At 41.1% G+C, this 25915-nt stretch carries 17 protein-coding genes and 3 riboswitches; of the genes, 14 read left to right on the top strand and 3 right to left on the bottom strand.

Annotated features, from left to right (window positions below; all coding sequences use genetic code 11):
* Positions 1-4: 4 nt before the first annotated feature.
* On the bottom strand, positions 5-187 hold the full coding sequence (locus tag BS1321_RS10475; RefSeq protein WP_063235541.1) for a hypothetical protein: 183 nt from the start codon (positions 185-187) through the stop codon (positions 5-7).
* Between the two features lie 361 nt (positions 188-548).
* Here BS1321_RS10475 and BS1321_RS10470 point away from each other — a divergent pair, with 361 nt between their 5' ends.
* From BS1321_RS10470 to essA, 7 genes are all read left to right on the top strand, one after another.
* Complete coding sequence (locus BS1321_RS10470; protein WP_063235592.1) at positions 549-1463, top strand: nucleoside hydrolase; 915 nt, start codon at positions 549-551, stop codon at positions 1461-1463.
* Between the two features lie 604 nt (positions 1464-2067).
* A complete protein-coding gene (locus BS1321_RS10465) occupies positions 2068-2358 on the top strand; it encodes a WXG100 family type VII secretion target (protein WP_034306171.1) in 291 nt (96 codons plus the stop codon).
* A 95-nt stretch (positions 2359-2453) separates the two neighbouring features.
* Positions 2454-2693, top strand: a complete 240-nt coding sequence (gene yukD, locus BS1321_RS10460; RefSeq protein WP_063235591.1) for an ESX secretion system protein YukD — start codon at positions 2454-2456, stop codon at positions 2691-2693.
* A gap of 70 nt (positions 2694-2763) precedes the next feature.
* A complete protein-coding gene (essB, locus tag BS1321_RS10455) occupies positions 2764-4113 on the top strand; it encodes a type VII secretion protein EssB (protein ID WP_063235540.1) in 1350 nt (449 codons plus the stop codon).
* Between the two features lie 30 nt (positions 4114-4143).
* Complete coding sequence (essC, locus tag BS1321_RS10450; RefSeq protein WP_063235539.1) at positions 4144-8622, top strand: type VII secretion protein EssC; 4479 nt, start codon at positions 4144-4146, stop codon at positions 8620-8622.
* Positions 8615-11557 carry a type VII secretion protein EsaA gene (esaA, locus tag BS1321_RS10445; RefSeq protein WP_063235538.1) on the top strand — a complete coding sequence of 981 codons (2943 nt, stop codon included), beginning with the start codon at positions 8615-8617 and terminating at the stop codon, positions 11555-11557. The genes essC and esaA overlap by 8 nt, the downstream gene beginning before the upstream one ends.
* Positions 11544-12026 (top strand): type VII secretion protein EssA, encoded by a 483-nt coding sequence (gene essA / locus BS1321_RS10440; RefSeq protein ID WP_063235536.1) that lies wholly within the window; start codon positions 11544-11546, stop codon positions 12024-12026. The genes esaA and essA overlap by 14 nt, the downstream gene beginning before the upstream one ends.
* Positions 12027-12320: 294 nt before the next feature.
* On the opposite strand, the gene BS1321_RS10435 is transcribed toward essA, so the two are convergent.
* Together BS1321_RS10435 and BS1321_RS10430 are read right to left on the bottom strand one after the other, a co-directional pair.
* Complete coding sequence (locus BS1321_RS10435; RefSeq protein ID WP_063235535.1) at positions 12321-13271, bottom strand: ABC transporter substrate-binding protein; 951 nt, start codon at positions 13269-13271, stop codon at positions 12321-12323.
* A 3-nt stretch (positions 13272-13274) separates the two neighbouring features.
* Positions 13275-13820, bottom strand: a complete 546-nt coding sequence (locus tag BS1321_RS10430) for a hypothetical protein (RefSeq protein WP_063235534.1) — start codon at positions 13818-13820, stop codon at positions 13275-13277.
* Positions 13821-13978: 158 nt separating this feature from the next.
* Positions 13979-14199: riboswitch (cobalamin riboswitch) on the bottom strand.
* Positions 14200-14396: 197 nt separating this feature from the next.
* Between BS1321_RS10430 and BS1321_RS10425 the strand changes: the two genes are divergently transcribed.
* The 7 genes from BS1321_RS10425 (at position 14397) to ptsG (ending at position 25623) form a co-directional block, all read left to right on the top strand.
* Entirely contained in the window at positions 14397-15353 is a 957-nt protein-coding gene (locus BS1321_RS10425) for an AAA family ATPase (RefSeq protein WP_063235533.1), read from the top strand.
* Between the two features lie 32 nt (positions 15354-15385).
* Complete coding sequence (locus BS1321_RS10420) at positions 15386-16549, top strand: DUF58 domain-containing protein (protein ID WP_157732809.1); 1164 nt, start codon at positions 15386-15388, stop codon at positions 16547-16549.
* Positions 16546-18747, top strand: a complete 2202-nt coding sequence (locus tag BS1321_RS10415) for a DUF4129 domain-containing transglutaminase family protein (RefSeq protein ID WP_063235530.1) — start codon at positions 16546-16548, stop codon at positions 18745-18747. The genes BS1321_RS10420 and BS1321_RS10415 overlap by 4 nt, the downstream gene beginning before the upstream one ends.
* Before the next feature lie 36 nt (positions 18748-18783).
* A riboswitch (purine riboswitch) is annotated at positions 18784-18885 on the top strand.
* Positions 18886-19027: 142 nt separating this feature from the next.
* Positions 19028-20584: a glutamine-hydrolyzing GMP synthase gene (gene guaA / locus BS1321_RS10410; protein ID WP_063235529.1), complete on the top strand. Its 1557-nt coding sequence runs from the start codon at positions 19028-19030 to the stop codon at positions 20582-20584.
* Between the two features lie 225 nt (positions 20585-20809).
* Positions 20810-20911: riboswitch (purine riboswitch) on the top strand.
* 101 nt (positions 20912-21012) lie between these two features.
* Entirely contained in the window at positions 21013-22344 is a 1332-nt protein-coding gene (locus BS1321_RS10405; RefSeq protein ID WP_063235528.1) for an NCS2 family permease, read from the top strand.
* Between the two features lie 153 nt (positions 22345-22497).
* On the top strand, positions 22498-23340 hold the full coding sequence (gene glcT / locus BS1321_RS10400; RefSeq protein ID WP_063235526.1) for a glucose PTS transporter transcription antiterminator GlcT: 843 nt from the start codon (positions 22498-22500) through the stop codon (positions 23338-23340).
* A gap of 213 nt (positions 23341-23553) precedes the next feature.
* The gene (gene ptsG, locus BS1321_RS10395) at positions 23554-25623 is read left to right on the top strand and encodes a glucose-specific PTS transporter subunit IIBC (RefSeq protein WP_063235525.1); all 2070 of its coding nucleotides are present in this window, start codon (positions 23554-23556) and stop codon (positions 25621-25623) included.
* The last annotated feature ends 292 nt before the right edge of the window (positions 25624-25915 follow it).

Below are 25915 nucleotides of genomic sequence, written 5' to 3'. Positions count from 1 at the left end.
AAATTCAATGTATGGAAACGAACTTACTCCTCAATTCCTCTTCCGTTACTTCGATCTTTCCTTTCAAATCTTCAGCCAATAATACATAACTTTTCACACCAATGAATTCTGAATGTGATATTAAAAAGAACTTTGTTCCCTTCTTATACGCAGAAGGATCATCTTCAATCAACTTAAACATTTTCATCCTTTTTCCACCTTGGATATGATAAATTCGTACCGCATGTATTCATAACTACCTATGGAGTAGACGTAATAGCATTGAACAAGTTGAAAAGGAAATAGGTCACTACTAAGATACAACTTCTTCTTTCCACTTTTTATATCATTGATATTTATGAGCGGTCAACTATTTTTACTGGCAGATGCAAGAACCCGCGGGCATTGTCATTTGTTTGCAAATTATGAGTATTCCTAACTTTCTGTGGAACTGCCTATCGTTGAATGTTAAAATTCAGTTGGAAAACAGTGTTTCTTGATACATAAGAAAGAGAAAAGAGAGGCATTGAAAGAGCTCTCGAAAAGTGATTTTGGAAGGTGTGGAAATATTGAAGCCAATCATATTTGATGTTGATACTGGGATTGATGATGCCATGGCGATGGCGTATGCTTTAAATTCTCAAGAATTGGAAGTGCTCGGATTCACCACTTGCTTTGGTAACGTGCCCGTTGTTGAATCGACCCGCAATACACTTGCCGTTTTGGAGAAATTAAATAGGCGCATTCCGGTTTTTGAAGGTGCTGACCAAACTTTGGTGCGCGGAAGGAAGAAGAAATATCCCAAGCATGTTCATGGGGAAGACGGGTTAGGAAATACCCTTCAGTTTGAACCGAGTATCAAAGCTTCACAAGGAAATGCAGTAGATTTCATTATCGATCAAGTGAAGAGCCGACCGCATGAAATTACGATTATTGCAGTTGGTCCACTGACTAACATCGCATTGGCGATTAAAAAAGCCCCAACGATCATGTCCTTGGTAAAAGAGGTCGTTATTATGGGCGGTGCCGTAAACGTACCAGGAAATGTAACGCCCTATGCTGAAGCGAACATAATATCAGATCCTGAGGCAGCTGATCAGGTATTTGCTTCAGGGCTGCCAATCACCTTAGTGGGGCTTGATGTGACACTGCAAACATACCTACTGAAATCGAAGCTTGATGATTGGCGTGCCACTGGTAAGGAAAGCGCCAAATTTTTAGCGGAAATGACCGATTATTATATGAAAGCATATGAAAACTCTCATCCTGGTTTAGGCGGTTGTGCCCTACACGATCCGCTGGCTGTAGGGGTTGCGATTGATTCCAGTTTTGTGAGTACAGAATGGATGAACGTCAAGGTGGTGACCGAAGGTGAAGAAACAGGCAGGACAATCGGTCAAAAGGGTGGCGAACCTAGAATCCGCGTCTGTACGAATGTGGAAAGTGATCGGTTTGTGAAACATTTCTTGGAACGGGTTATATGAGGACTTGATCATTTGATAAGGACTTTCATTGACTAGGCAACGTAATTGAAATCATGTATTAGGTATAAAGGCTATCACTTTTCCAAAAACCTTTGGGAAGAGATGCCTGTTTCTGTTGAATAAATTGATTCTCGCTATATGTCGTATTCTGCTGTATTTGAAGTAAGTAGGAGGCCGAAAAAAGCGGAGTCAGGCCACAATATATTTTGTTCAAAAAAAAGACATCCGAATGAACGGAGGACCTTTTTTACGATCAGTATGGAAACGATTTAATTTCAGACTTTAATCAAACGTTTGATTAATTTCCTAGAAAAGAAAGTCTAAAGTCACTATTATTATGGTGAAAACCATATTATTGCATAATGGTTAAGGAATATTGGGTATAAGGAACTTTTTTTACCATAAAAAAGTAAAATATAAAAAAATAATTAAAAAATGGGTTTAAAGATTTGGAAAAACAGGTACATAGACTTTCGTAATGCCATATTTAGGTTTTTTTGCATAATCATAATTTACCATTTTTCGACTTTGCACTTATTTATATGGCAGAAAATGTATGGTTCTATTAAAATGTATTATATAAGATAAAAGGAGGATTTTTTCTATGTCACAAATTCGCGTAACACCTTCGGAACTGAAAGATGTAGCTAGACAATATGACAATGAGAGCCAACAAGTAACGGATATGATTGGTCGTTTAGATAGAATGAGAGATCATTTAACTGGTATCTGGGAAGGTTCTTCCAGTGAGGCTTTCGTAGGTCAATACGAAGAATTAAAGCCTTCATTCATGGATATGGCTCGCTTGTTGAATGAAGTTTCTCAACAATTGAATAAATCAGCTCAAATCCTTGAAGACACAGATAATCAGATTGCTAGTCAAATTCGCGGATAATCATTAGGTCAAAGAGATAAAGAAATTTCTAGGAAAAAGCACCGCGACTCTTTATGAAGACGTGGTGCTTTTTTGCTTTAAAAGAGGTGGCTTCCATATATATTCAACTAACGATCGATTTAAACAGGTATACAGGGGAAGTATTTGATTTGCAAGTGTCGAATTACCGCTCCATCAAGAAGGTTGTGGAGATAATATGGCAGGTAAAGGATATTGCCAATGCACCTAAAGAAGGCTATTGGGTGCGGGTCCAGAATAAAGAGTTCGTATGTTCAGGTTATGAAACCCTGCTTGATAGCGGAATTACGACGGGGGACCGCCTTGAGATCCTCTAATGGATTAAGTGTGGACTCTTTATAGTAAAAAAGTCTAAAGCCCTTTAGCAGGGGTAAAGGAGTACATAAAATGGATGAGAAAAAATCCTCATATCTGGAGAAAAAAACAGAAGCTGCAATGAAGAAGGATGATAATGGGCAATTGTTCGTTTTCCAACGGGCAAAACTATCGATGCAAGACCCATTGGAATTACAGCTTATTCATGAAGCGGATGATGCTCTCCAGAAAAATATAGAAGTGACAGAGGACGAGGTGCAGATCAGAGTTAATCCACCAGCCTCTTTTTTTGTTTTTTCCAAAGCTAAAGATAAAAATCTATTGGGTCGATGGTTATCGTCTTATCAAATCTTGAAGAAAATCAGGAATCATGAGTTGAGTCGCCTGCAACTAGTCGTCTGTCCAGAAAATATCGTTTTTGATTCAAGCTTGGCCCCATATTTCCTGCATTATGGCGTAAAAGACAGTTTGCCTCCTTATGAGCATAATCAAGATGAGCTATTTAAAGAAACGAAGGCAACCATTTCGGCGCTTGTGGATGGGCAGTATACATTCGAAGAGTATCTGCTTTACCATAAAACACTAAAACTATCGAACGAATCACAAAGTATATTGGCATCGGGGACTTGGGATGAACTTTCCACGGTCATTCAAGATCGGATAGATGCTTTAGAGAAGGAAGAAAAAGCTTTTGTGCATATCCCTGAAAAGAAATGGAAAACGGGCCGTTATACACTTTGGGGAACGGTGATCGTTCTAGTACCACTGCTGTGGTTTACGATTTACACACTATTCTTCTCCCACCCAAGACAGGATGCCTATGTAGAGAGCGGTGAAAGCTTCTTAAAACAAAAATATAGTGAAGTCATTGACCGTTTGGAAAACTACGATCCAAAAAAGATGCCGTATGTCGTTCAATATGAACTGGCAAGATCTTATGTCACTTATGAGCCGTTGGAGGGTGTCCCGAAGAAGAATGTAGAAAATGCCATCACTTTGCAGACCGATAGTCAGTACCTTCTATATTGGATTTATATAGGCAGGGGCATGAACGAGGACGCGATCGATTTGGCGAGAATCATGGAGGATCGCGAATTGATTACATATGGTCTGTTAAATCAGAAAGAACAGATTAAGTTAGACGATAACCTTTCAGGGGAAGAAAAGGAAACGCAAATTAAAGAAATCGATACTGAGCTGTCCCAATATGAAAAGGAATTAAAGGAATTGAAAAAGCAAATGGAAGAACAGCAAGATCAGAACCCTGCTGCAACAGAGTCGAATATAGAGGATAAAGGCGCAGCGGAAGCAAAACCTGCTGTAAAAGAAGAAGTGGAAAACGAACCTGCTTCTGGGGGAAAAGAAGAAAGTAAGGATTCCTCAAAAAAATCATCTGAAGAAAAAGAGAAAAGCAAAGAGTGAGCAATGGGCCTTTTGCGGAGGTGAGATTTAATGAGTTTATTATGGATTTATTCTAAGGGGACCTACCAATCCTATACGATCAAGGATAATCATAACGGTCCAATTACGATTGGGCCATCAAAACAGGATACGATCACCGTTTATTCCATTCCCTTTGAACATGGTCCTATCAAGCTGGAAAAACATGAGGGATTTGATGGATATGAGGTGTTTAGAGAGGACAAGAAGCTTGGCGATGTAAAGTCATTCCAAGGCTTCACCTTTCATGAAGGAGAAGAAACGGTCGAGATTTTTTATACGGCAGGGGAATTGGAAGAAAGCCTCTATTATATAGGCAACTTGAAAGAAATCACTTTATCGACCAAGGTGGGTGCAACTTTCCGTAAAGAAGGACCAGTTTCCGGCAATGGCTTTTCCATTGTGCTTCATAAAGGGCAGTGGCATCTCATGCCAAAGGAAAACAGGATTTACCTGAATGGTGAAAGGGTAACGAAGGCTGTTCCCATTCAAAATGGTGATCTGATTTGCTGGCCGAATATGGCGCTGAGGTTGATTGAAGGCGACTTATTGATGATTCATAGTGCTGAAAGTTATGAAACTTCCTTATCTAAAATGAAGAAGCCCATCTCTGAAATGAAAAAAAGCTATCCACAATTTCGTCGAACACCAAGGATGATCTACGAATTGCCGGATGAGAAAGTGACGATATCTTTTCCGAGCCAAGAATCGGAAGATAATAATAGAGGGTTATGGCTAATCCTTATGCCGCCTTTAATGATGCTAATCGTCATGGGGGTCATCACGGTCATTCAGCCTCGGGGCATTTTCATCATCATATCGATTGTGATGTTCACAACGACTTTAGTTACCTCGACGGTACAATACTTTAAAGACAAAAAGAAGCAAAAATTCAGAGAAGAGAAACGTCAACGTGTGTATACCAGGTATTTAGAGCAGAAGAGGGAAGAACTGCAAGAGCTGTCTGAAAAACAAAAGAATGTGCTGTTCTATCATTACCCTTCCTTTGAAAGGATGAAGCATCTAACTGATAGTATTAGCGACCGTATATGGGAGCGGACTTTGGATAGTGAAGACGCTCTGCACTTTAAGATCGGAACGGCGACCATACCCTCAAGCTATCAGGTGTCGGTAAATAGTAGCGATATGTCCAATCGGGATATTGATGATTTACTTGAGCAGTCACAGGAACTTGTGGATGTATACAAAAACCTGGATGATCTTCCTTTATCTATCGATTTATCAAACGGATCGATGGGCCTGGTAGGAAAGGAATCGATTGTTAAACGGGAGCTGCAACAACTGATTGGGCAACTGGCCTTTTTTCATAGTTATCATGATGTTCGATTTGTGGCCATTTTTCCGGAAAAGGATTACCAAGAATGGGAATGGATGAAATGGCTCCCTCATTTTCAATTGCCGCATGCCTATGCAAAAGGCTTTATATATAATGATCAATCACGTGACCAGCTACTGACTTCGATTTATCAGATATTGAGGGAAAGAGATTTGGATGAAAACAAAGGGAAATTGAGATTTACTCCCCACTTTGTTTTTATTGTCACGGATCGTAATTTAATTGCGGAGCATGTCATATTGGAATATTTAGAAGGTAAAACAGACGATTTAGGTATCTCGACGATTTTTGCAGCGGATGCAAAAGAAAGTTTGACTGAAAATGTCCATACGCTTGTGAAGTATATAAATGATCTTGAAGGTGAAATTCTCATCCAGCAAACGAAGGCCGTTCATACTCCTTTTAAACTTGATGCATATTCAAAAGAAGGGAATGAGCGTTATGCACGAACGCTGCGTTCACTAGATCATCAAAAAGGCATGAACAATTCCATACCAGAAACGGTATCATTTCTGGAATTATTAAAAGCTCGTGAAGTGGAAGAGCTGCCTATCAGCCAAAACTGGCGGACCAATCAGTCTTCCAAATCCTTGGCAGTTCCCATTGGATTGAAAGGGAAAACGGATAGGGTTGAATTGAACTTACATGAAAAGGCGCATGGCCCACATGGATTGGTTGCTGGAACGACAGGATCGGGGAAAAGTGAATTACTGCAAACCTACATCCTATCATTAGCTGTTCATTATCATCCACATGAAGTTGCCTTTTTGCTCATTGATTATAAAGGTGGGGGAATGGCACAGCCATTCAGGCAGATTCCGCATCTGCTGGGAGTCATTACGAATATTGAGGGAAGCAAGAACTTCAGTGCCAGGGCACTAGCCTCCATCAATAGCGAATTGAAGAAACGCCAGCGCATGTTTGATCGATACGAAGTCAATCATATCAACGATTACACGGACTTATACAAAGAAGGCAAAGCGGATGAACCGTTACCGCACTTATTTTTGATATCAGATGAGTTTGCGGAACTTAAAAACGAAGAACCAGATTTCATTCGCGAATTAGTGAGTACGGCTCGAATAGGACGGAGCTTGGGAGTTCATTTAATTCTTGCTACACAAAAGCCAGGCGGTGTAATTGATAATCAGATTTGGAGTAATGCCCGTTTTAAAATTTCCTTGAAAGTGCAGGATGCCAATGATAGTAAGGAAATTCTTAAAAATAGCGATGCGGCAAATATCACTGTCACCGGACGGGGATATTTGCAGGTAGGAAATAACGAGGTTTATGAATTGTTCCAGTCTGCGTGGAGCGGTGCACCATATTTAGAAGATACGGTTGGATCTGAGGATGAAGTGGCACTTGTCACAGACCTCGGTCTGGTTCAAATCTCAAATGTATCGGAACAGATAACTAATAAGAGGAAAGAAAAGATTAGTGAAATTGAAGCTGTGGCGGATCGAATTGTGGCGACACAGGAAGAAATGGAGATTATGAAGTTGGCAAGCCCATGGCTGCCGCCTCTTTCAAATCGTTTATCGAGAAACACTGAAAGAAGCCTGACGAGGAATCAATTCCACCTGGGAATGAAGGATGAGCCCGAATTTCAGAGCCAGACAAATTATGTCTATAACTGGATTGAAGACGGGAATGTTGGGGTTTTTGGTTCTTCCGGATACGGCAAGTCAACTACCGTTTTGACACTTCTCTTTAGTTTTGCAGATCAATTCAGTCCTGAAGAACTGCATTATTATATTTTCGATTTCGGGAATAGCGCTTTACTGCCAATGCGTCAGCTGCCTCATACTGGGGAATACTTTAGGTTCGATGAGTTAAGGAAAATTGAAAAATTCATGTTATTCATGAAGGCGGAAATGGAAAGGCGTAAGCAGCTTTTTTCAGAAAAGGAGCTAAGTAATATAAAGCTTTATAATGCATTAGTGGAAGATGAATTGCCGATTATTTATATTGTGGTCGACAATTTTGACTTAGTGAAGGATGAGATGCAGGACCAGGAAGCGCAATTCGTTCAGTTTGCACGTGATGGACAATCACTTGGAATATTCATGATTTTAACGGCAACGAGAATCAATGCGATTCGCCAGCCGTTAATGAATAGTCTTAAGACGAAGGTCGTCCATTACTTAATGGACAGTTCGGAACAATATTCAGTTTTGGGGAGAACCCCTTATGAAAATGAACCTGTGCCTGGTAGGGCGTTGGTGAAAAAGGACCAAACCTATCTCACGCAGGTTTATTTACCAGCCGATGGAGCCGATGATATAGCCGTTTTGGAAGAAATGAAACAAGCCGTGGCAGAACATAAGGTTAAATATAAGGAAATGGCCAAACCGCCGGCAATTCCGATGTTACCGACACGTCTTGATTCCAACAGCTTCAAGAGTTACTGCTCACAAGCCATTAAGAAGGATTCCATTCCAATCGGGCTTTCAGAGGAAAGCGTTGCACCTGTTTTCGTGGAGTTGAATTCCAATCCATTCCTGCTTGTCGTAGGACAGTCACGTAAAGGGAAAACGAATGTCCTTAAAGTGCTCTTGGAATCGTTGCTTACACAGACAATTGGGGAAATTGGTTTATTTGACGGAGTTGATCGTGGTCTATCTTCTTATGCTTTGGAGGAGAAGGTGAGCTATGTGGAAACAAAAGATCAGATAACCGAATGGCTCGATCATATCACTGAAATATTTGAAGAACGTGAACGAAGCTATCTAGCGGCATTGGAAATGAAACCGATGAAGCAACTGGAATTCCCACCGATCATGTTTGTCATAGATAGCATTTCAAGGATCCAACAAACAATAGACGGCAGGATTCAGGATAGGATCAGCGGTTTGATGAAACAGTACGGCCATCTCGGGTTTAGTCTGATTGTCGCTGGAAATGCCAACGACTTCACCAAGGGGTATGATTCGTTGACAACCGAACTGAAACAAGTCAGACAGGCTGTTTTGCTTCTTAAAAAATCGGACCAAAGCTTGTATACTCTCTCCTATTCCAGAAAAGAAGAAGAAATACAGCCGGGTTACGGATATTTTGTTCTGAATGGCCAGGAGAGTAAAATCCAAATTCCACTAAGTGAAGAAAGAAGGAGAGTGCAAGAGAGTGTCTGAAAAAATAAAACCGATGTTATTAATCGGTAAAATACTGGTGATCTTAGCGCTGCCAATCTTGTTTTTTTCATATATTGGCCAAAATCCAATGAAAAAGACAGAAACGGCTTCTCGTGAAATCGCCATTGTAAATGAAGATAATGGCACTGAATTTAACAATAATCCCATTTACGTGGGTACAGAGCTTGTTACTACATTGGACAAGGATTCTGAATATGAGTGGTTTGTGGTTAATAGAAGTACGGCGGAAAGTGGACTTGCAAATGAAAAGTATGATGCAGTTATATATTTTCCATCCGATTTTTCAAAGAATATTTATACCTTCGATGATGAACAGCCTGTTAAGGCGGGGATAAAATACAAGGTACAACCTAGTTTGAATGCAGAGAACATGGAAAAGGTACAGAAAGAATTAGAGAAGACAAAGAGCAAAATGAATAAGCATATTTCAACACAGTATTGGAGCTATGTTTCCCAATCAGTCGAGGACATCCGTAAGAAGTTCGATAATGTCCTTGCTAAAGAAATCGCTTTTCAAAACACGATGTATGAGTTTTATACTCCAAGCTCGGAAAGCCTAGCTGGCGATATCAAGCAGCATAAAGACATGCTTGAAGGAGTCTTTGCCCAGACTAAGGATGCAGGGAAAACGAGTAATGAAACAATGGATGAAATAGGAAACACTAAGACTCAAATGGCTTCCTTTGTACAAGATGTAGTATCTTTTGAGGAATATCAAAAAGCTCAAAGTATCCTTTTTGAGAAGACTTCAGTCCAAAATCAGCAGCTTGTCAAGGAGAGTGTTCAATCATATGACAAGGTGCTGAATGAGGGGAACCAATCTATACCAGAGATTCAACAAGGGATGAATACGAAATACAGCCTTAATGATCAAGGCATTAGTGAGAATGTTGGAATCATGCAGCAGAAACTCGATTCCAGCAGTAATGAATTGGAACAATTTTCAACAAGCATGAAAGACAAACAAGTAGAACAAATTACGAAAATCACCCAAGATCAACAAAGCTCGATTGAGCAATTTAAACAATCGGAAGAGGCGGGTCTTGATAACCTTCAGTCCACCTTGCTTGTGCAAAGAGGAAATCTTGCAAGCAGCTCTGGCGAGGGGGAGGTTATTGATGATGGAACGACGCCTATAGAAGATATTGAAACGGAAACGGGAAAAGGTGAATCGGTTGCTGCACCTGAAAAGAAGGACCCGATTGATGAACTGTCACTGCAGGTGCTACTGGATCAAATTAACGGGATCAACACGGCACTTGAAAGTTTGGTACCGGCAGAAGGAAGTGAAGGAGCTGCTGAACAAATCAACATTCTTACAGCAGAGCTTCAAGCGGAAATCAATAATCTCAGCGGAACGGTAAACGGCAGAACGGGAAATTATAATCAAGTGATAACGGAGTTTAATACACTGGTAGATTCATATAATGATTTGCTGGCGCAGTTTACGCAATTACAAGCTGATTATAATGAACTCGGTACGAATTATAAGGATTTAGGTGACCAATGGAAAAAGTCACAAGAAGATATTCAAAAATTACAGGATATCCAGAGTATGACAATCGATGAGACCATCGCAGAAATCAAGACTCTCGAACAGTCACTTCTTGAAAAAGTGGGGGGAGAAAGGCGAGCGGTGCTGGTAAAGGCCTTTGAGAATTCTATCACCAATCGGGATTCTACTACCCTCCTTGCCTATTACGGTTCACTCTCATCTTATGGTGAATTGGCTGAAAGAGTCACGGAAGCAAATGTAGATAAGGTATTTGCAGCCAATATAAAAGAATTGGAAAACTTGAAAAATGGGGTTTCCGGAAACGTAGATGAAGAAGCGAAACTCGTTAAAGCCAGTTTAGCAGGAGTCAATGAGAACTTCGGGATGTTCTCAGATTCCATTATGGGTTATATGAAAGAATATGATGCTAACGTTGAAACGGGGCAGAAAGCTACTTTAGCTGAATTAGCGGCAATTACCGGGAAGGCTCAAGAAGTGTCTGCCAATTTGTCAGATCATACGGAAGTTCCTGAAATAGAGGCCGAACCGCCAGTTAACCTTGATGGAGAAATGTTTGTATCACTTCAAGACAATACGGCAACAACTGTCGGCTTCATTTCCGAACTTGTCAATTCTGTAGCAGAACGACAGGACACGGTCACGAAGGATACAGCAGACCTGCAAGCGAAAGTGGGTTCAGTACAGGAAAGGGCCGATCAGCTTAATGATAATTGGTCCCAAAATGTAGACTCAACCGAAAAAATCAAGACGGACGTATATAGTGTCTTGAACAACACTCTAGTCGATGATCAGGAGAACGGGTATGTGTACGAATATTTAGCGAATCCCGTACAAATCAGTGGGGAAGTCCTTCATCAGGAAAAGGTTAATATCCCGCCGATCGTCATGTTGGTGATCATACTCATTTCTGGGTTATTGATCGGTTTCTTCCTGCATCATTATGAAACCATTCCAATGATGGTCCATGCGGCCTTGTTTACTTTATTGAATCTGATCGTAGGTTTAATCATCAGCATGTATGGTTTGAAGATCTATCCACTGGGAGATATGCAGGAGATTAAATGGACCGTTTTCACCGTCCTGCTTTTATTCTTCTGTTCAGCGTTTACTCGACTTGCCTTCTCGATTGGGCCGTTTGTCGGTGCTATCCTGGTGATTGGTTTGATCAGTTTCTTTACCATTCCATTGTTGGATTTAATCATGCCTAATTTCAATGTAGACCACCCGGTTGCAGACGTATACATGTCCATTCAATTCGGTAATCAGTCGGCATTCATTCCGGCTAGTATCATCTTGATTGTGCTGACGCTTATCGCAACGATCATTCCATATATAGTGAAGCGTCTTATAGTGAAGCGTCTTACAGAAAGAAGAGCAATGGCCCATGAAGTGGAATAAATACGTAATGCCTGTCTTGCTCATCCTGTTGTTTAGCCATGCACCTCATGGCGGGGCGGAAGAGGAACCCATGGTGGAACCAAATGAATATCAAGAAAAGGATATTGATATTCAAACGGAGTATTTCCATGAAGAAGGATTGTTGGAACAGAAGCGGGAACTGCCTGAAGAACAAAAGGACCTCACTTTTGAAAGAGGGAAATATGATGTCATTGACTCGGTGAAGGACTCACTGTTTCTGTCTCCGGTAACGGAGAATCAAAATAATACCATCGCTTCAAAATCAGAACAGCTTGGATTATTCTCGGAGGCCAGCATTCGAACTAGAAGCGAAGAAGAAACAGAGCCTTCCCTTAATTTTGACCTGACGATATTGCTCGGCATCGTTTTGGCACTTTTGGTCGTTTGTTTGTTTTTTATCCTTATTCCAAAAATGGGGAAGCTGAATGGAGAGGTTAAACGAAAATGAAAACAGCCCGATTCCTGGCATAAGTCAGGAATCGGGCTGTTTTTGCTACATATCCATAATGGTTTTAATAAGCCCTAAAAGAAGGGCAGCTGCGAAGATCAAAATGAAGAATTTTTTATACATGATCAGTACCTCTTATATCTTATGAGTGGATTGCAATCATTTTAGCATAAACAAGACAGAAAGGAAGTTTACTTAAGAATATACAGATCAAAAGGGCGTGTCTTTATTGCCCTATAGACCGGAGCGGGAAAGGAAGAGGATACGCCATTATTGGCGCATCCCCCTTTCGTGTTATTTGAACAAGTCAGGATAAACAGCCTTTGCTGCGAGTTCAACAGCTTCCCCGATCCTTGGTCCAGGACGTGACATGACATTTTCATCAAGTAAATGGACGTCATCGTTCTTCACTGCATCGATATCTTCCCAGCCTTTACGCGATTTAATTTCACCAACAGCATCATCTGCATACGTGGCAGTGGTGATGATGGATTTAGGGTTCCTTTTGACAATCTCTTCATCAGATACCTTAACCCAGCCTTTTTGGTCATCAAAGATGTTTTTAATGCCGGCAGTATTCAGGATTTCATGTTGGAATGTTTCCGCTCCTGTTGTATAGATTTCCGGAGCAGGGCTAATTTCAAAGTATGTTTGTTCCTTTTCATCTAAAGTTTCCACTTTTTCTTCGACACTTGCAATTTGGGATTTGATATCTTTCACTAATTCATCCCCTTTTTCAGCAACACCCATCACTTTAGCAATCTGCCCGATATCTCCGTATACATCATCGAAATTTGCCGCAGATTTAATAATGAACACAGGGATGCCGGCATCTTCGAGTGGTTTCAGTGTCGCTTCATCACCAATGGTATAAGCTATGATGGCATCAGGTTTCAAGGCAATGATTTTTTCTGCATTGATATTAACAGAGTCTGAAACATGTTCGATATTCTTTGCTTCCTCTGGATAATTATCGAAGTCTGTCACGCCAACGACTTTATCACCCTGTTCAAGGGCAAATAAAATTTCCGTATTGCTTGGCTGAAGTGAAACGACTTTTTCCGGGATTTTCTCGAATTTTATTTTCTTTCCAGTATCATCCGTAACGGTATAGTCCTTGATTTCTTCGGCCTTTTTAGTATCTTTATTATCCGTTGCGGCTTGATCATCGTTCACTCCGCATCCGGAAAGGAAAAGGGTAAGCATCAGCATGGAAATCCAACTGAATCGTAGGGTTTTCTTCATTATTTATTCCTCCGTTTTCGTTTTCATGGGTTTGGTTGGGTATGATTTACTTGTAAAAGGAATCTCCTCGATCCCCTGTTGCTTATTGACGTAGACTGCCATCACGAATAATACATTTGCAAGCAAGTGAGCGTAATCAAAAAGAATTCCTGGAATTTCCCTCTCCAGACTTACCTTGTGTAAAGCACGCACGGACTTTTTGGCTTCACTTCGGCACGTATGCAAAGTACATGCTGCGGTTGAGCCTTGTGGAAGGACGAACGTTTCGATTCGATCTTTCACTTCAGCGACATACCGGTCGTAGATTGCGCTTAAACGGTTGAGATCATCGCCGGTAATGGCTAATTTACCACGAACTGAACCATTTAAATGGTAAGCCATGGGCAACAGTTCCATTAAGTCACGGTATACTTCGGGGACATCCTCAGTAAGCGAGGCTGCCAAGCCGATCTGTGTCGTCAATGAGTCTGTACGGATTTCAAAATCGACGGTTGATACGGACTCACGCATGTATGGGTAGCATAAAAAACGAAAGTCTTTCTTTGTCATAACTCTTCCTCCTTTTACGTATTGGGTGAATGACCTCCGTATTGCTTTTTCCAGCAAAACAAAAAGCCAACCAAGAGGTTTGGTCGGCTTCGGGCATCTATGTATCTGTAGTAGAAAAAAGATGGGAGAGCCGTACAATCTCCTATCTTCCGAAGAGCATAATACGATGAATGAAGGCAGGTCTCCTGGCTTGTGCGTCATTTTACTCTAAGAACCTTCCCATTTGGGTTAAATGGACGGTAATCGGCGTGCGATCACCGTCCTCAAATAGTGGTATGCATCTTATTTCATTAGCACTTACAGTTGCGGAAACAGCTTCGGTTTTAAACCGAATTCCCTATTAAGCTGACAAGGCAGCACCCTTTTCTGCAAGGTTCATATTCACTTAGCAACAGTTTACCATACCTTTTTCATTAAGCCGCATTAATATTTTTAGACAAATTCGTTTATGGTTTACCGAATATCTAGTAAACTTACAATGTAAGGCTTAATTGGAGCTTATTGTAAAATGCGTGATGTAGAAAGCGTATGAAATAATAGTGATAATGTTAATCTGTGAATCTCGGGAGGTAGAGAATGATTTATAAGCAGGTCAATCAAAAACTGGAAATGGTTCTGGGGAATATCGAAAAGGTGATTATCGGAAAACGGGATATAGCGGAACTAAGCATCGTGGCACTCCTTTCCGGTGGACATGTCTTATTGGAGGATGTTCCGGGTGTGGGAAAGACAGTCTTGGTAAGGGCACTGGCAAAATCAATAGGTGCAAGCTTTAAGCGAATTCAATTCACACCTGATTTACTTCCTTCTGATGTTACTGGTGTTTCAATCTTCAATCCTAAGGAACAAGAATTCATTTTTAGGCCAGGTCCGATAATGGGACATATTATTTTAGCTGATGAAATTAACCGGACCTCGCCGAAAACTCAGTCTGCATTGCTTGAAGCCATGGAAGAGGCAAGTGTGACGATTGATGGTGTAACAAGAGGATTGGAGAAGCCCTTCTTCGTAATGGCGACACAAAATCCGATCGAGTACGAGGGAACATATCCGCTTCCGGAGGCTCAATTGGATAGATTCCTATTAAAAATGAGAATGGGCTATCCAGGTGTGGAAGAAGAGATAGAGGTTCTTCATAGGGCTCAATACTCGGCACCGCTTGAGGAATTGGAATCCGTCATCACCTTGGATGAATTGATAGAATTACAGTCTGAGGTAAAAGCGGTGATAGTGGATGACACAATAAAACGATATATTGTTGAATTGGCGAATCAAACACGGACGCATGAAGGGGTCTATTTAGGGGTAAGCCCGCGTGGGTCGATAGCATTGATGAAGGCAGCCCAAGCTTACGCGCTGATCCAGGGCAGGGACTATGTTCTGCCGGACGATGTTCAATATTTAGTTCCATTCGTATTTTCCCACCGGCTTATTTTGAAACCTGAAGCGAGTTATGATGGCTTCGATGCTGGAATGGTGATACATGAAATTGTCGCGACAACACAAGTGCCTGTGAAGCGGGCTGTGACCTAATGCGCAAATTCATCAACATTTTAAGGGGAAATATGAGTGTGATCGGACTTGTATTACTCCTGACCGTTTCCTTTTGCTATGCAATGTTTCAAGGCGGTTTTGTCAGTTGGTTCATTTTTTATTCATTTTTGCCGTTTTCTGTGTACGCTTCGATCCTGCTGTTTTATCCACTGCATGACTTTACCGTTGAGAGAAAGGTCAATAAAAGGGAATGCCAGGCCGGCGAATCTGTTGAGATAGCATTGAAGTTTACCCGTAAAAGCCGGCTGCCCCTATTATTATTTATGGTGGTAGAGGAGGAATTGCCTCAGGAGATGGAAGATAGGGGATTCCAAAGGAAAATAATTATCTTTCCGGGATTCAAGCGTACCTTCAGCATGTCATATACTTTGGAAAACTTGCAGCGCGGAGAGCATTCGTTTCAATCGATCCGCTTTTGGATTGGGGACTTTTTCGGGCTAGTCGAAAAGGAAGCGATATATAGTTCACCTTTGAAAATAACTGTTTTTCCTCGTTATCATGAGCTTGCCTACAGTGATCTTGATCGAGTGTTCAATCAAGGGGCAGTGGTTTCAACAAAGAAAACACAACGGGAACATTCAGTGGTATCCGGGGTAAGGGAATATCAGCCAGGCGATCAGTTGTCATGGATTAACTGGAAGGCGACGGCTAGAACGAGTGAAATCATGACGAAGGAATTCGAAGTGCAGAAAAACCGTGATGCATTTATCATGCTTGATGAAAAGCCGTCGGATTTATTCGAAGAATCCATTGTAATGGCGGCTTCCATTGCACACGCCATGTTAAAGAAAGGCATGGAAATTGGGTATGTGAGTATGGGATCGAGGTTAATCATACCGGCAGCAGCAGGCAATAACCAGAAACGAAAGATTCTTTACCGACTTGTTAAAGAAGAGCCAAGTGTTTCAAACGCATTGAACGAAAATGTCAGGAAGGGAATTCTTCCGGCAAATGCTGCTGTGATATTCATCGTTTCAGACTTAACCTTAGAAAAGGTGGACATATTGAGTGCTTTCCGGCCTAATCAGGGATTAATGGTATGTGTGAAGAAACAGGCAGATCTTACTGATCAGGAAAGGTTGTCAAGTTCTACAGCTGTTTCGAGGGGGATAAAGGTTAGCTTTTTTGAACATGGCCAACTAAAGTCTGACAGATCAGAGGTGATGGCGAAATGAATGTCACTACCGAAAAATTGGAAAGGTTCATGCACGTCCTCATGTATGTATTTGGTCTGTTGTTGATTACTGAATGGTTAAGGCCTGTCGATAAACTCACCGATACAGGTAATATCATCATTTTTATCTTATTTTTGCTCTATTCCCTATTACTGCATTATTTCCGCATACATTGGTCAATCCGATTTATTCTCATTAGTGCTTATATAATGATTTCATTACAGTTCCTCCATTCAAATGACGCTTTATTTCAATTGTCATGGCTGAAAGGATTTCTAGCGGATTTTAAGGGGAATCTTGGTTTTATATATGATGGGAATTGGGAGTTGATCACAAATCCATTTCGAACATTTCTATTTTTTGTCCTTCTTTGGCTTGTAACATATTTGATCCATTACTGGGTGATGGTGAGGCAAAGCATCTTTTTCTTTTTTATGTTAACGGTGATTTTCATATCTGTACTTGACACATTCACTCCTTATGTGGGGGATAAGGCGATGATTAGAATCATCATCATCGGGTTCTTGATGCTAGGCCTGCTGTCCCTGCTGCGATTATCGATACAGGAGAGGATTAAGTTTCCGATGGCTTCCATCAATAAGTGGATCTTGATGCTGACCGGCATGATATTGGTAAGTGTCCTTGTTGGTTTTGCTGCCCCAAAGCTCTCTCCGCAGTGGCCGGACCCGGTGCCTTATATTACTTCTTATTCTGATAAAGCGGGGAATGAAGACGGTGGTTCGAAGCGTAAAAGTGTCGGATATGATGAAGACGATTCGGATCTTGGCGGTTCGATAGAGCCGGATAGTTCCATCGTTTTTTATAATAATGCTCCTGCAGGACATTACTGGAAAGTCGAGAACAAGGATATTTATACCGGTAAAGGGTGGGTTTCCATACGGGAAACGGACTTTCACGCTTTTTCCAACGGACAGGATATGGCATCTTTAGATATTTACGACGTTCCTGAAGTGGTGAGGACAGAAGAAATGACGGCAAAAGTGTTCATGACGGAATCATATTCCCATATCCTTCATCCGCAGTCCGGGTATTTAAAAAAGATTGAGGGCAAAAACGGAATGGATTTCAAATATTATCAGGGTATGGACAAAGTTATTTCCGAACAGGGTAATGGCGAACCACTGTCCATGAAAGAGTATGAGCTGGTTTATGATATGCCGAGTTTTGATATAGCTGAGTTAAGGAAGGGAACGGAACCCGACGAATCGATGGATTTATTAATGGAAAAAAACACTCAGCTTCCAGAGGGACTGCCAAACCGGATATATGAATTGGCATCCCGGCTTACAAGGAATGAAACGAATTGGTACGATAAAGCAAAAGCCATTGAGGATTATTTTGACGGACCTGAATTCATTTATTCTAAGGACGATATTCCGTATCCGGAGAGCAATCAAGATTATGTCGATCAATTCTTATTTGAGACACAGATAGGTTATTGCGATAATTTTTCAAGTGCAATGGTCGTTTTACTAAGAGCCGCTAATATTCCTGCAAGGTGGGTAAAGGGCTATACGGAAGGGGAAAGATCAATCCTTGATGGCGAATCCGTTTATAAGGTGACCAATAATAATGCACATTCCTGGGTCGAGGTTTATTTTTCAGGGATAGGCTGGGTTCCCTTCGAGCCGACAAAGGGTTTCAATGGGGAAGTTGAATTTTACGATTCGGAGTTGAAACAGGAAGCGATCAAGAACCCTGAAGAAACCCCAATTAATGAAGAGCAAACAAAGAAAGAGACGAAGGAACGCCAGGACACACCCGATAGGGAAACTCAATCCTCCGTGAAAATTGGTATTGAGAACATGAGAGGGTTCTTAAAATGGACTGCTATCACACTGTCGGTTTTATTGATTCTCGCTTCTATTGGTTATTTCTTCAGAAGGAAGTGGATTCCTCAACTGCAGATTCTTCGTTATAGAAGGAAAACCGGTGCTCATTTCTCGACAGCTTATTTAATATTATTGAAACAATTAAAACGAGCGGGTTTAGTTCGTCCGGAGGGGCAAACTTTAAGGGAGTACGCCGCCTATGTGGATGCAGTGTACAATACAGATGAGATGAGTGAATTGACGGCTGGATACGAGTTAATGATATATCGTGGAGACGTGGAAGATGGCGAATGGAAACACTTTCAAAAGGGTTGGGAAAGCTTAATGAGAAAAACTAGCTCTTGACCAGGTTTTTATTATATTGATACAATAACAAAAACTAACTTAAACTAATATATCCTTCATATATCCTCGATAATATGGATCGAAAGTTTCTACCGAATCACCGTAAATGATTTGACTATGAAGGCGGATTTTAACAGGAAAGCTGAAAATCTGCCTTCGTCTGTACTTTTTCTGTATTTTTGAGGGTGGATTTTTAGTTTTTCTTTTTTTATGATAATATTTTTTATAAGAAATTATCACTCGATTTTATGAGTGAATTACATTGATAGAGGTGACGTTTGTGCCGGGGAAAACAGAATTGCAAAAAAACCAGGAAATGATCGTAGTACTTGATTTCGGAAGCCAATATAATCAATTGATCACTCGTCGTATCCGCGAATTTGGTGTGTATAGTGAGCTTCATCCTCATACAATTACTGTAGAAGAAATCGAGAAAATGAACCCAACGGGAATTATTTTCTCAGGGGGTCCGAACAGTGTTTATGATGCAACTGCATTTGGTTGTGATGAACGCATATTCGAAATGGGCCTACCGATTTTCGGTATTTGTTATGGCATGCAGCTAATGACTAAACATTTTGGCGGTAAAGTGGAACCAGCGAAAAACCGTGAATACGGAAAAGCGACACTTGCCATCCAAAATGAGTCTAAGTTATTCAGTGACCTGCCGAAAGAACAAATCGTCTGGATGAGCCATGGTGATTTAGTGGTGGAAACGCCTGAAGGTTTCAAAATTGATGGAACGAACCCGTCTTGCCCAATTTCGGCTATGAGTGACGAGTCACGTAAATTGTATGCCGTGCAATTCCATCCTGAAGTCCGTCATTCCGTATACGGTAATGACATTTTGAAAAATTTCGTATTCGGCGTTTGTGGCTGCAAAGGTGACTGGTCAATGGAGAACTTCATTGAAATCGAGATGGAGAAAATCCGCCAAACGGTCGGAGATAAAAAAGTGTTATGCGCTTTGAGCGGCGGAGTTGATTCATCCGTTGTTGCTGTATTGATCCATAAAGCGATTGGCGATCAGCTGACATGTATTTTCGTTGATCATGGATTACTTCGTAAAGGGGAAGCCGAAGGTGTAATGGAAACTTTCAGTGAAGGCTTCAATATGAACGTAATCAAGGTCGATGCAAAAGAACGTTTCCTATCGAAACTTGCTGGTGTTTCAGATCCGGAACAAAAACGGAAAATCATCGGTAACGAGTTCATCTACGTATTCGATGACGAAGCAACGAAGCTCGAAGGAATTGATTTCCTTGCACAAGGTACACTTTACACAGACATTATTGAAAGTGGTACGGCCACTGCACAAACAATTAAATCGCATCACAACGTTGGCGGTCTGCCGGAAGATATGCAATTTAAATTGATTGAGCCTTTGAACACTCTATTCAAGGATGAAGTGCGTGCACTTGGAAGTGAAATGGGCATTTCAGATGAAATCGTTTGGCGTCAACCGTTCCCGGGTCCAGGGTTAGGTATTCGTGTATTAGGCGAAATTTCAGATGAAAAACTTGAAATCGTTCGTGAATCTGACCATATCTTACGTGAAGAAATTAAAAAGAATGGTTTGGAACGCGAAATTTGGCAGTACTTTACGGTGCTTCCTAACATTCGAAGCGTAGGGGTAATGGGCGACGCGCGTACGTATGACTATACAATCGGGATCCGTGCAGTTACATCCATTGACGGAATGACTTCCGATTGGGCAAGAATTCCATGGGATGTACTTGAAATCATCTCAACGAGAATCGTTAATGAGGTAAACCATGTAAACCGCGTCGTGTATGACATTACGTCTAAGCCGCCTGCAACGATCGAGTGGGAATAGAAGATTAAAATTATCCAATCAGTGAAGGAATTAACCTTCACTGATTTTTTTTGGTTAAAATAATTTTGAATATGTCGATTACTTACATTTCACGTATGTTGGCGGATATATAGCGGTAATAAGTAAGGAATATATAGCGAAAAGCGAACGTTACCTAAAATTACATAAAAAATATTCGTTTGGTATATTGACGATTATTTTGGTGACTGATACACTATACCTATAATAATAAAAAAACATAATTGTCGTATAATATTGGGGATATGGCCCAAAAGTTTCTACCAAGCTGCCGTGAACGGCTTGACTACGATGTGGATGGATTGGCGAGGATAAACCGCCATTTCTTTACATGACCGCAGTCAAGCCCCGTTCGGAACCGAATGGGGCGTTTTCTGTTGGCACGATTTTATGATAGGGGGAGACTCATAATGAAAAATTATTTTCGGTTTAATGAGCTGGGAACCAATTATCGCCGTGAAATACTTGGTGGACTAACTACGTTCCTTTCAATGGCATATATCCTGGTTGTTAACCCTGTGATGCTGACTTTACAAAGCATCGAGGACTATCCGGATGAATTGAGAATGGACTACGGAGCGGTTTTTGCAGCGACCGCCTTAGCAGCTGCAATCGGCTCGATATTGATGGGACTCATAGCCAGGTATCCAATCTCGCTTGCGCCGGGTATGGGGTTGAATGCTTTTTTCGCTTTTACTGTTGTTCTTGGTTTTGGAATTCCTTGGCAGACGGCTTTATCAGGGGTATTGATTTCAGGTATTATCTTCGTTTTGCTTTCCCTATCGGGAATACGTGAGAAAATCATTAATGCAATTCCAGTTGAATTGAAATACGCAGTTGGAGCCGGTATCGGTTTATTCATTACTTTTGTAGGGTTTCAGAATGCTGGAATCATCACGAATGATGACAGCGTTCTTGTCGGACTGGGCGACTTAACATCAGGGAATACTTTATTGGCTGTGTTTGGAATTGTCGTAACTGTCATTTTGATGACGAGAGGCGTCAAAAGCGGCGTGTTCATAGGGATGGTCATTACAGCCATTGCAGGAATGATCTTTGGACAAGTTCCGGTGCCGGAGAAAATAATCGGTGCCGTTCCTAGCATAGCGCCTACATTCGGAGTTGCGTTCGATGCCTTTGGAAATCCCGGGGATCTCTTCACTGGTCAAATGTTAATCGTGATATTGACCTTCTTGTTCGTAGCTTTCTTTGATACAGCGGGTACGTTGGTGGCTGTCGCGCAACAAGCTGGATTGATGAAGGATAATGTTCTTCCTAGAGTGGGAAAAGGATTACTTGCTGATTCATTATCCATCGTTTCAGGTGCAATTCTTGGTACATCCACCACGACATCTTATGTAGAGTCTACATCTGGTGTAGCTGCTGGTGCTCGAAGCGGTTTTGCGGCTGTAGTGACAGGTTTACTGTTTGTCCTATCACTTTTCTTCTTCCCGCTTCTTTCGGTTGTGACATCTGCGGTGACTGCGCCGGCATTGGTTATAGTCGGAGTATTAATGGCATCATCACTTAAAAATATTGACTGGCAGAAGTTCGAAATTGCGGTTCCGGCCTTCTTTACTGTTATCATGATGCCTATGACATATTCAATTGCGACAGGTATAGCTTGTGGATTCATCTTCTATCCGATCACTATGTCGATGAAAGGAAGAGCTAAAGAGGTTCACCCAATCATGTGGGGTCTTGGAGTCGTCTTCCTACTATATTTCATTTTCTTGAAGTAATAATGCAAGTAAGTAAGGAGAGTCCTGATTTCGGGGCTCTTCTTTCATGTTGTAAGAGAAAGCTCATATCGTGTATAGTAAAAGGACTAAGTACTGAGTACTTTATCCTGTATGGGGCATAGAGATGACTTTGAGAAAAAAAGAGGGAGAAAAATGAATGGTTTTATCGTTGAAAAGGTTTTGAACAATAATGTGGTGATTGCCACGCATCCGTCGTATGGAGAAGTCGTTTCTATTGGAAAGGGCTTGGGCTTCAACCGAAAGAAAGGCGAAGAGTTGAGTCCGGAACTGGCGGAGAAAACGTTTGTCCTGAAAAATGTTAAGGAGCAGGAAAGTTACAAAAAACTTTTGCCGCAAATCGATCAAAATCTTCAAGCTGCCATTATAGAATCCATTCATCTCATTAATGACCGAGTAACTGGAAAGCTAAATGAACATATACATGTCGGTTTAACAGATCATTTATTGTTCGCCCTTCAGCGTGTTTCACAAGGAATGACTATCAAAAACCCATTCTTGAAAGAAACGATAACCCTTTATCCTTTTGAACATGATATTGCTGTTGATGTAATCGAATTAATTCAAGATAAGACAGGCATAGGCCTACCCCAAGGGGAAATCGGTTTTATTACGCTTCATATTCATAGCGCAATATCAAATAAAGACTTATCGGAAGTCAATCAGCATTCGCAGTTAATCTATCATCTTATCCAAGTCGTTGAAGAACAGCTAAACGTAAAAATTAATAAGGAAAGCATTGATTATACACGTTTGGTCCGTCATTTAAGATTCATGATAGACAGGGTTTTGGCTGGGGAAATGGTCGATGAACCTGAAAAAATTGCATTGCTATTGAAAGAAGAATATCCTTTGTGTTACAATATCTCATGGAAGCTAATAAAAATTATGCAGCAGAAATTAGGCAGACCGGTTTGTGATGCGGAAGCTGTCTATCTAACGATGCATATCCAACGATTACAAAAGAAAATTAAATAAAAATACATTAACTTACGTGTTACTGATTCGATCAGGCATAAGTGAGGAGAATGATTGTTATGAAAGAGGGTATTATATACCTGAACTTCATTTCAATCCTATCTTTGCTTATGCCTTTTTTGTATTCGAATTCTGTTGCGTGGGAAGATGAATTCCATCGTTAAATGTAACCGTTTTATTAGCGTGGAAAAACAGTAAAGAGGAGGAAAACCTATGTTTAAGAAGTTGTTTGGTGTTTTGCAAAAAATCGGAAAAGCTTTGATGCTTCCTGTAGCCATTTTACCAGCGGCCGGAATTTTACTTGCTTTTGGTAATGCATTGCAAAACGAGACTTTGTTGGATATCGCCCCGTTTCTTGCGAGTGGCGGAGTTGAAATGGTCGCATCGGTCATGGAGAATGCTGGGAATATTATTTTTGGGAATCTTCCCTTGTTGTTTGCTGTGGGGGTCGCGATTGGTCTAGCTGGCGGAGATGGTGTTGCCGGGCTGGCTGCGATTATCGGGTTCTTGATTATGAATGTAACAATGGGAACTGTTCTTGGAATTGACGCTGCCGACATTGCGAAAAATGGTGCGGTGTATAGCAATGTTCTGGGAATCCCAACGTTGGGAACAGGCGTGTTCGGCGGTATTATTGTCGGTGTCATGGCTGCTGTCATGTATAATAAATTTTATGAAATTGAATTGCCTTCTTATTTAGGATTCTTTGCAGGTAAACGTTTTGTACCCATTGCAACAGCTGCAAGTGCAGTTATTCTTGGGTTGTTGATGATTTTGGTTTGGCCGACGATTCAATCGGGGTTAAATTCATTTTCCGAAAATATGTTAGGTGCTAATCTGACTCTGGGAGCTTTTGTGTTTGGGGTTGTAGAACGTGCGCTGATTCCTTTCGGATTGCATCATATCTTCTATTCGCCATTCTGGTTCGAATTTGGCAGCTATATCCCTCAAGGCGGGGGAACGCCAGTCAGAGGAGATCAAGCCATCTTCATGGCACAAATTAAAGATGGCGTACAGAATTTAACGGCAGGTACTTTCATGACTGGTAAATATCCATTTATGATGTTCGGGTTACCAGCTGCGGCTTTGGCCATTTATCATGAAGCAAGACCGGAAAGAAAGAAAATAGTCGGGGGCTTGATGGCTTCTGCGGCACTTACATCTTTCTTGACTGGGATTACTGAGCCACTTGAATTTGCATTCTTATTCGTTGCACCAGTACTTTTCGGGATTCACTGTCTGTTTGCAGGTCTATCATTCATGACTATGCATTTACTGGACGTGAAAATCGGGATGACGTTCTCGGGTGGGTTGATCGATTACGTTCTGTTTGGTTTAATTAATCCTCAAACTAATGCTTGGATTGTTATTCCAGTTGGTTTGGTCTTTGCGCTTATCTATTACTTTGGATTCCGATTTGCCATAAGGACGTTTAACCTAAAAACTCCTGGTCGTGAAGTGGAAGAGGACGAGGAAGCGGAAGGATCTGCAAGTACAGCTGGAAGTCTCCCTGGGGATATCTTGGATGCTATGGGCGGAAAAGAAAATATTTCTCACTTAGATGCTTGCATTACCCGTCTTCGTGTATCAGTCAATGACATCGGTAACGTTGATAAAAATAGGCTGAAAAAACTTGGTGCCGCTGGAGTTCTGGAAGTGGGCAATAACATCCAGGCAATCTTCGGACCACGTTCAGAAACGATTAAGGGGCAAATGAAAGATATCATTGATGGAAAAAGGCCTCGTAAAGTAGAAGCCTCTCCTGAAGAGGGTGTGGAAAAACAAATCGAGGATATCGTCCCGAAACCTTTGCGAACGGATGAAGTTTCCGATCGATTTGTTTCACCTATTAAAGGGGAATTAAAATCGATCACGGAAGTACCTGATGCAGTTTTTGCTGAAAAAATGATGGGTGATGGATTTGCCATTGTACCGGAGGAAGGATTGGTTGTTTCTCCTGTAGACGGTACGATCGTTAACCTATTCCCGACTAAACATGCAATAGGTATCGTTTCCGAAGCTGGACGTGAAATCTTGATACATGTCGGGATCGATACAGTTAAGTTAGAAGGCAAAGGTTTCGAAGCACTTGTCGCTCAAGGAGATAAAGTGACAAGCGGACAGCCATTGCTTAAAGTTGATATAGAGTATGTCAAAAACAATGCCAGCTCTATCATTACGCCAATCGTCTTTACTAACCTTTCCGAAGGTGAAAGTGTGAAGATTGAAAAGGCCGGAAATGTAGATAGGGAAGAAGCGGACGTAATTTCCATCAATAAATAATCATTAAAAACAGGAGGGTGGCTATAATCAGCTGCCTTCCTGTTTTTGATAATTCATTAGCAGGGTCCGGCTTCTATAGAAAGAAAGTAGTGTATATATAGAAGAAGGTGGTGTTCATGAAAAAAATGAGGGGAATTTTAAAAGATTAAATTGACTTATCTATATGCAGGTGCTAATATATTAAATACACCGCTTGAGACAAAAAAAGACAAGCAAGTAAATGATAACTTGTTGTTGACTTTATGTTTGGAAGGTGTTACAATAATTAAGTCGCTAAAGAAGCGATGGGAAA

This window comes from Peribacillus simplex NBRC 15720 = DSM 1321, assembly GCF_002243645.1.
Classification (GTDB): Bacteria; Bacillota; Bacilli; order Bacillales; family DSM-1321; genus Peribacillus; species Peribacillus simplex.
This window is presented reverse-complemented; position numbering and strand designations above follow the sequence as displayed.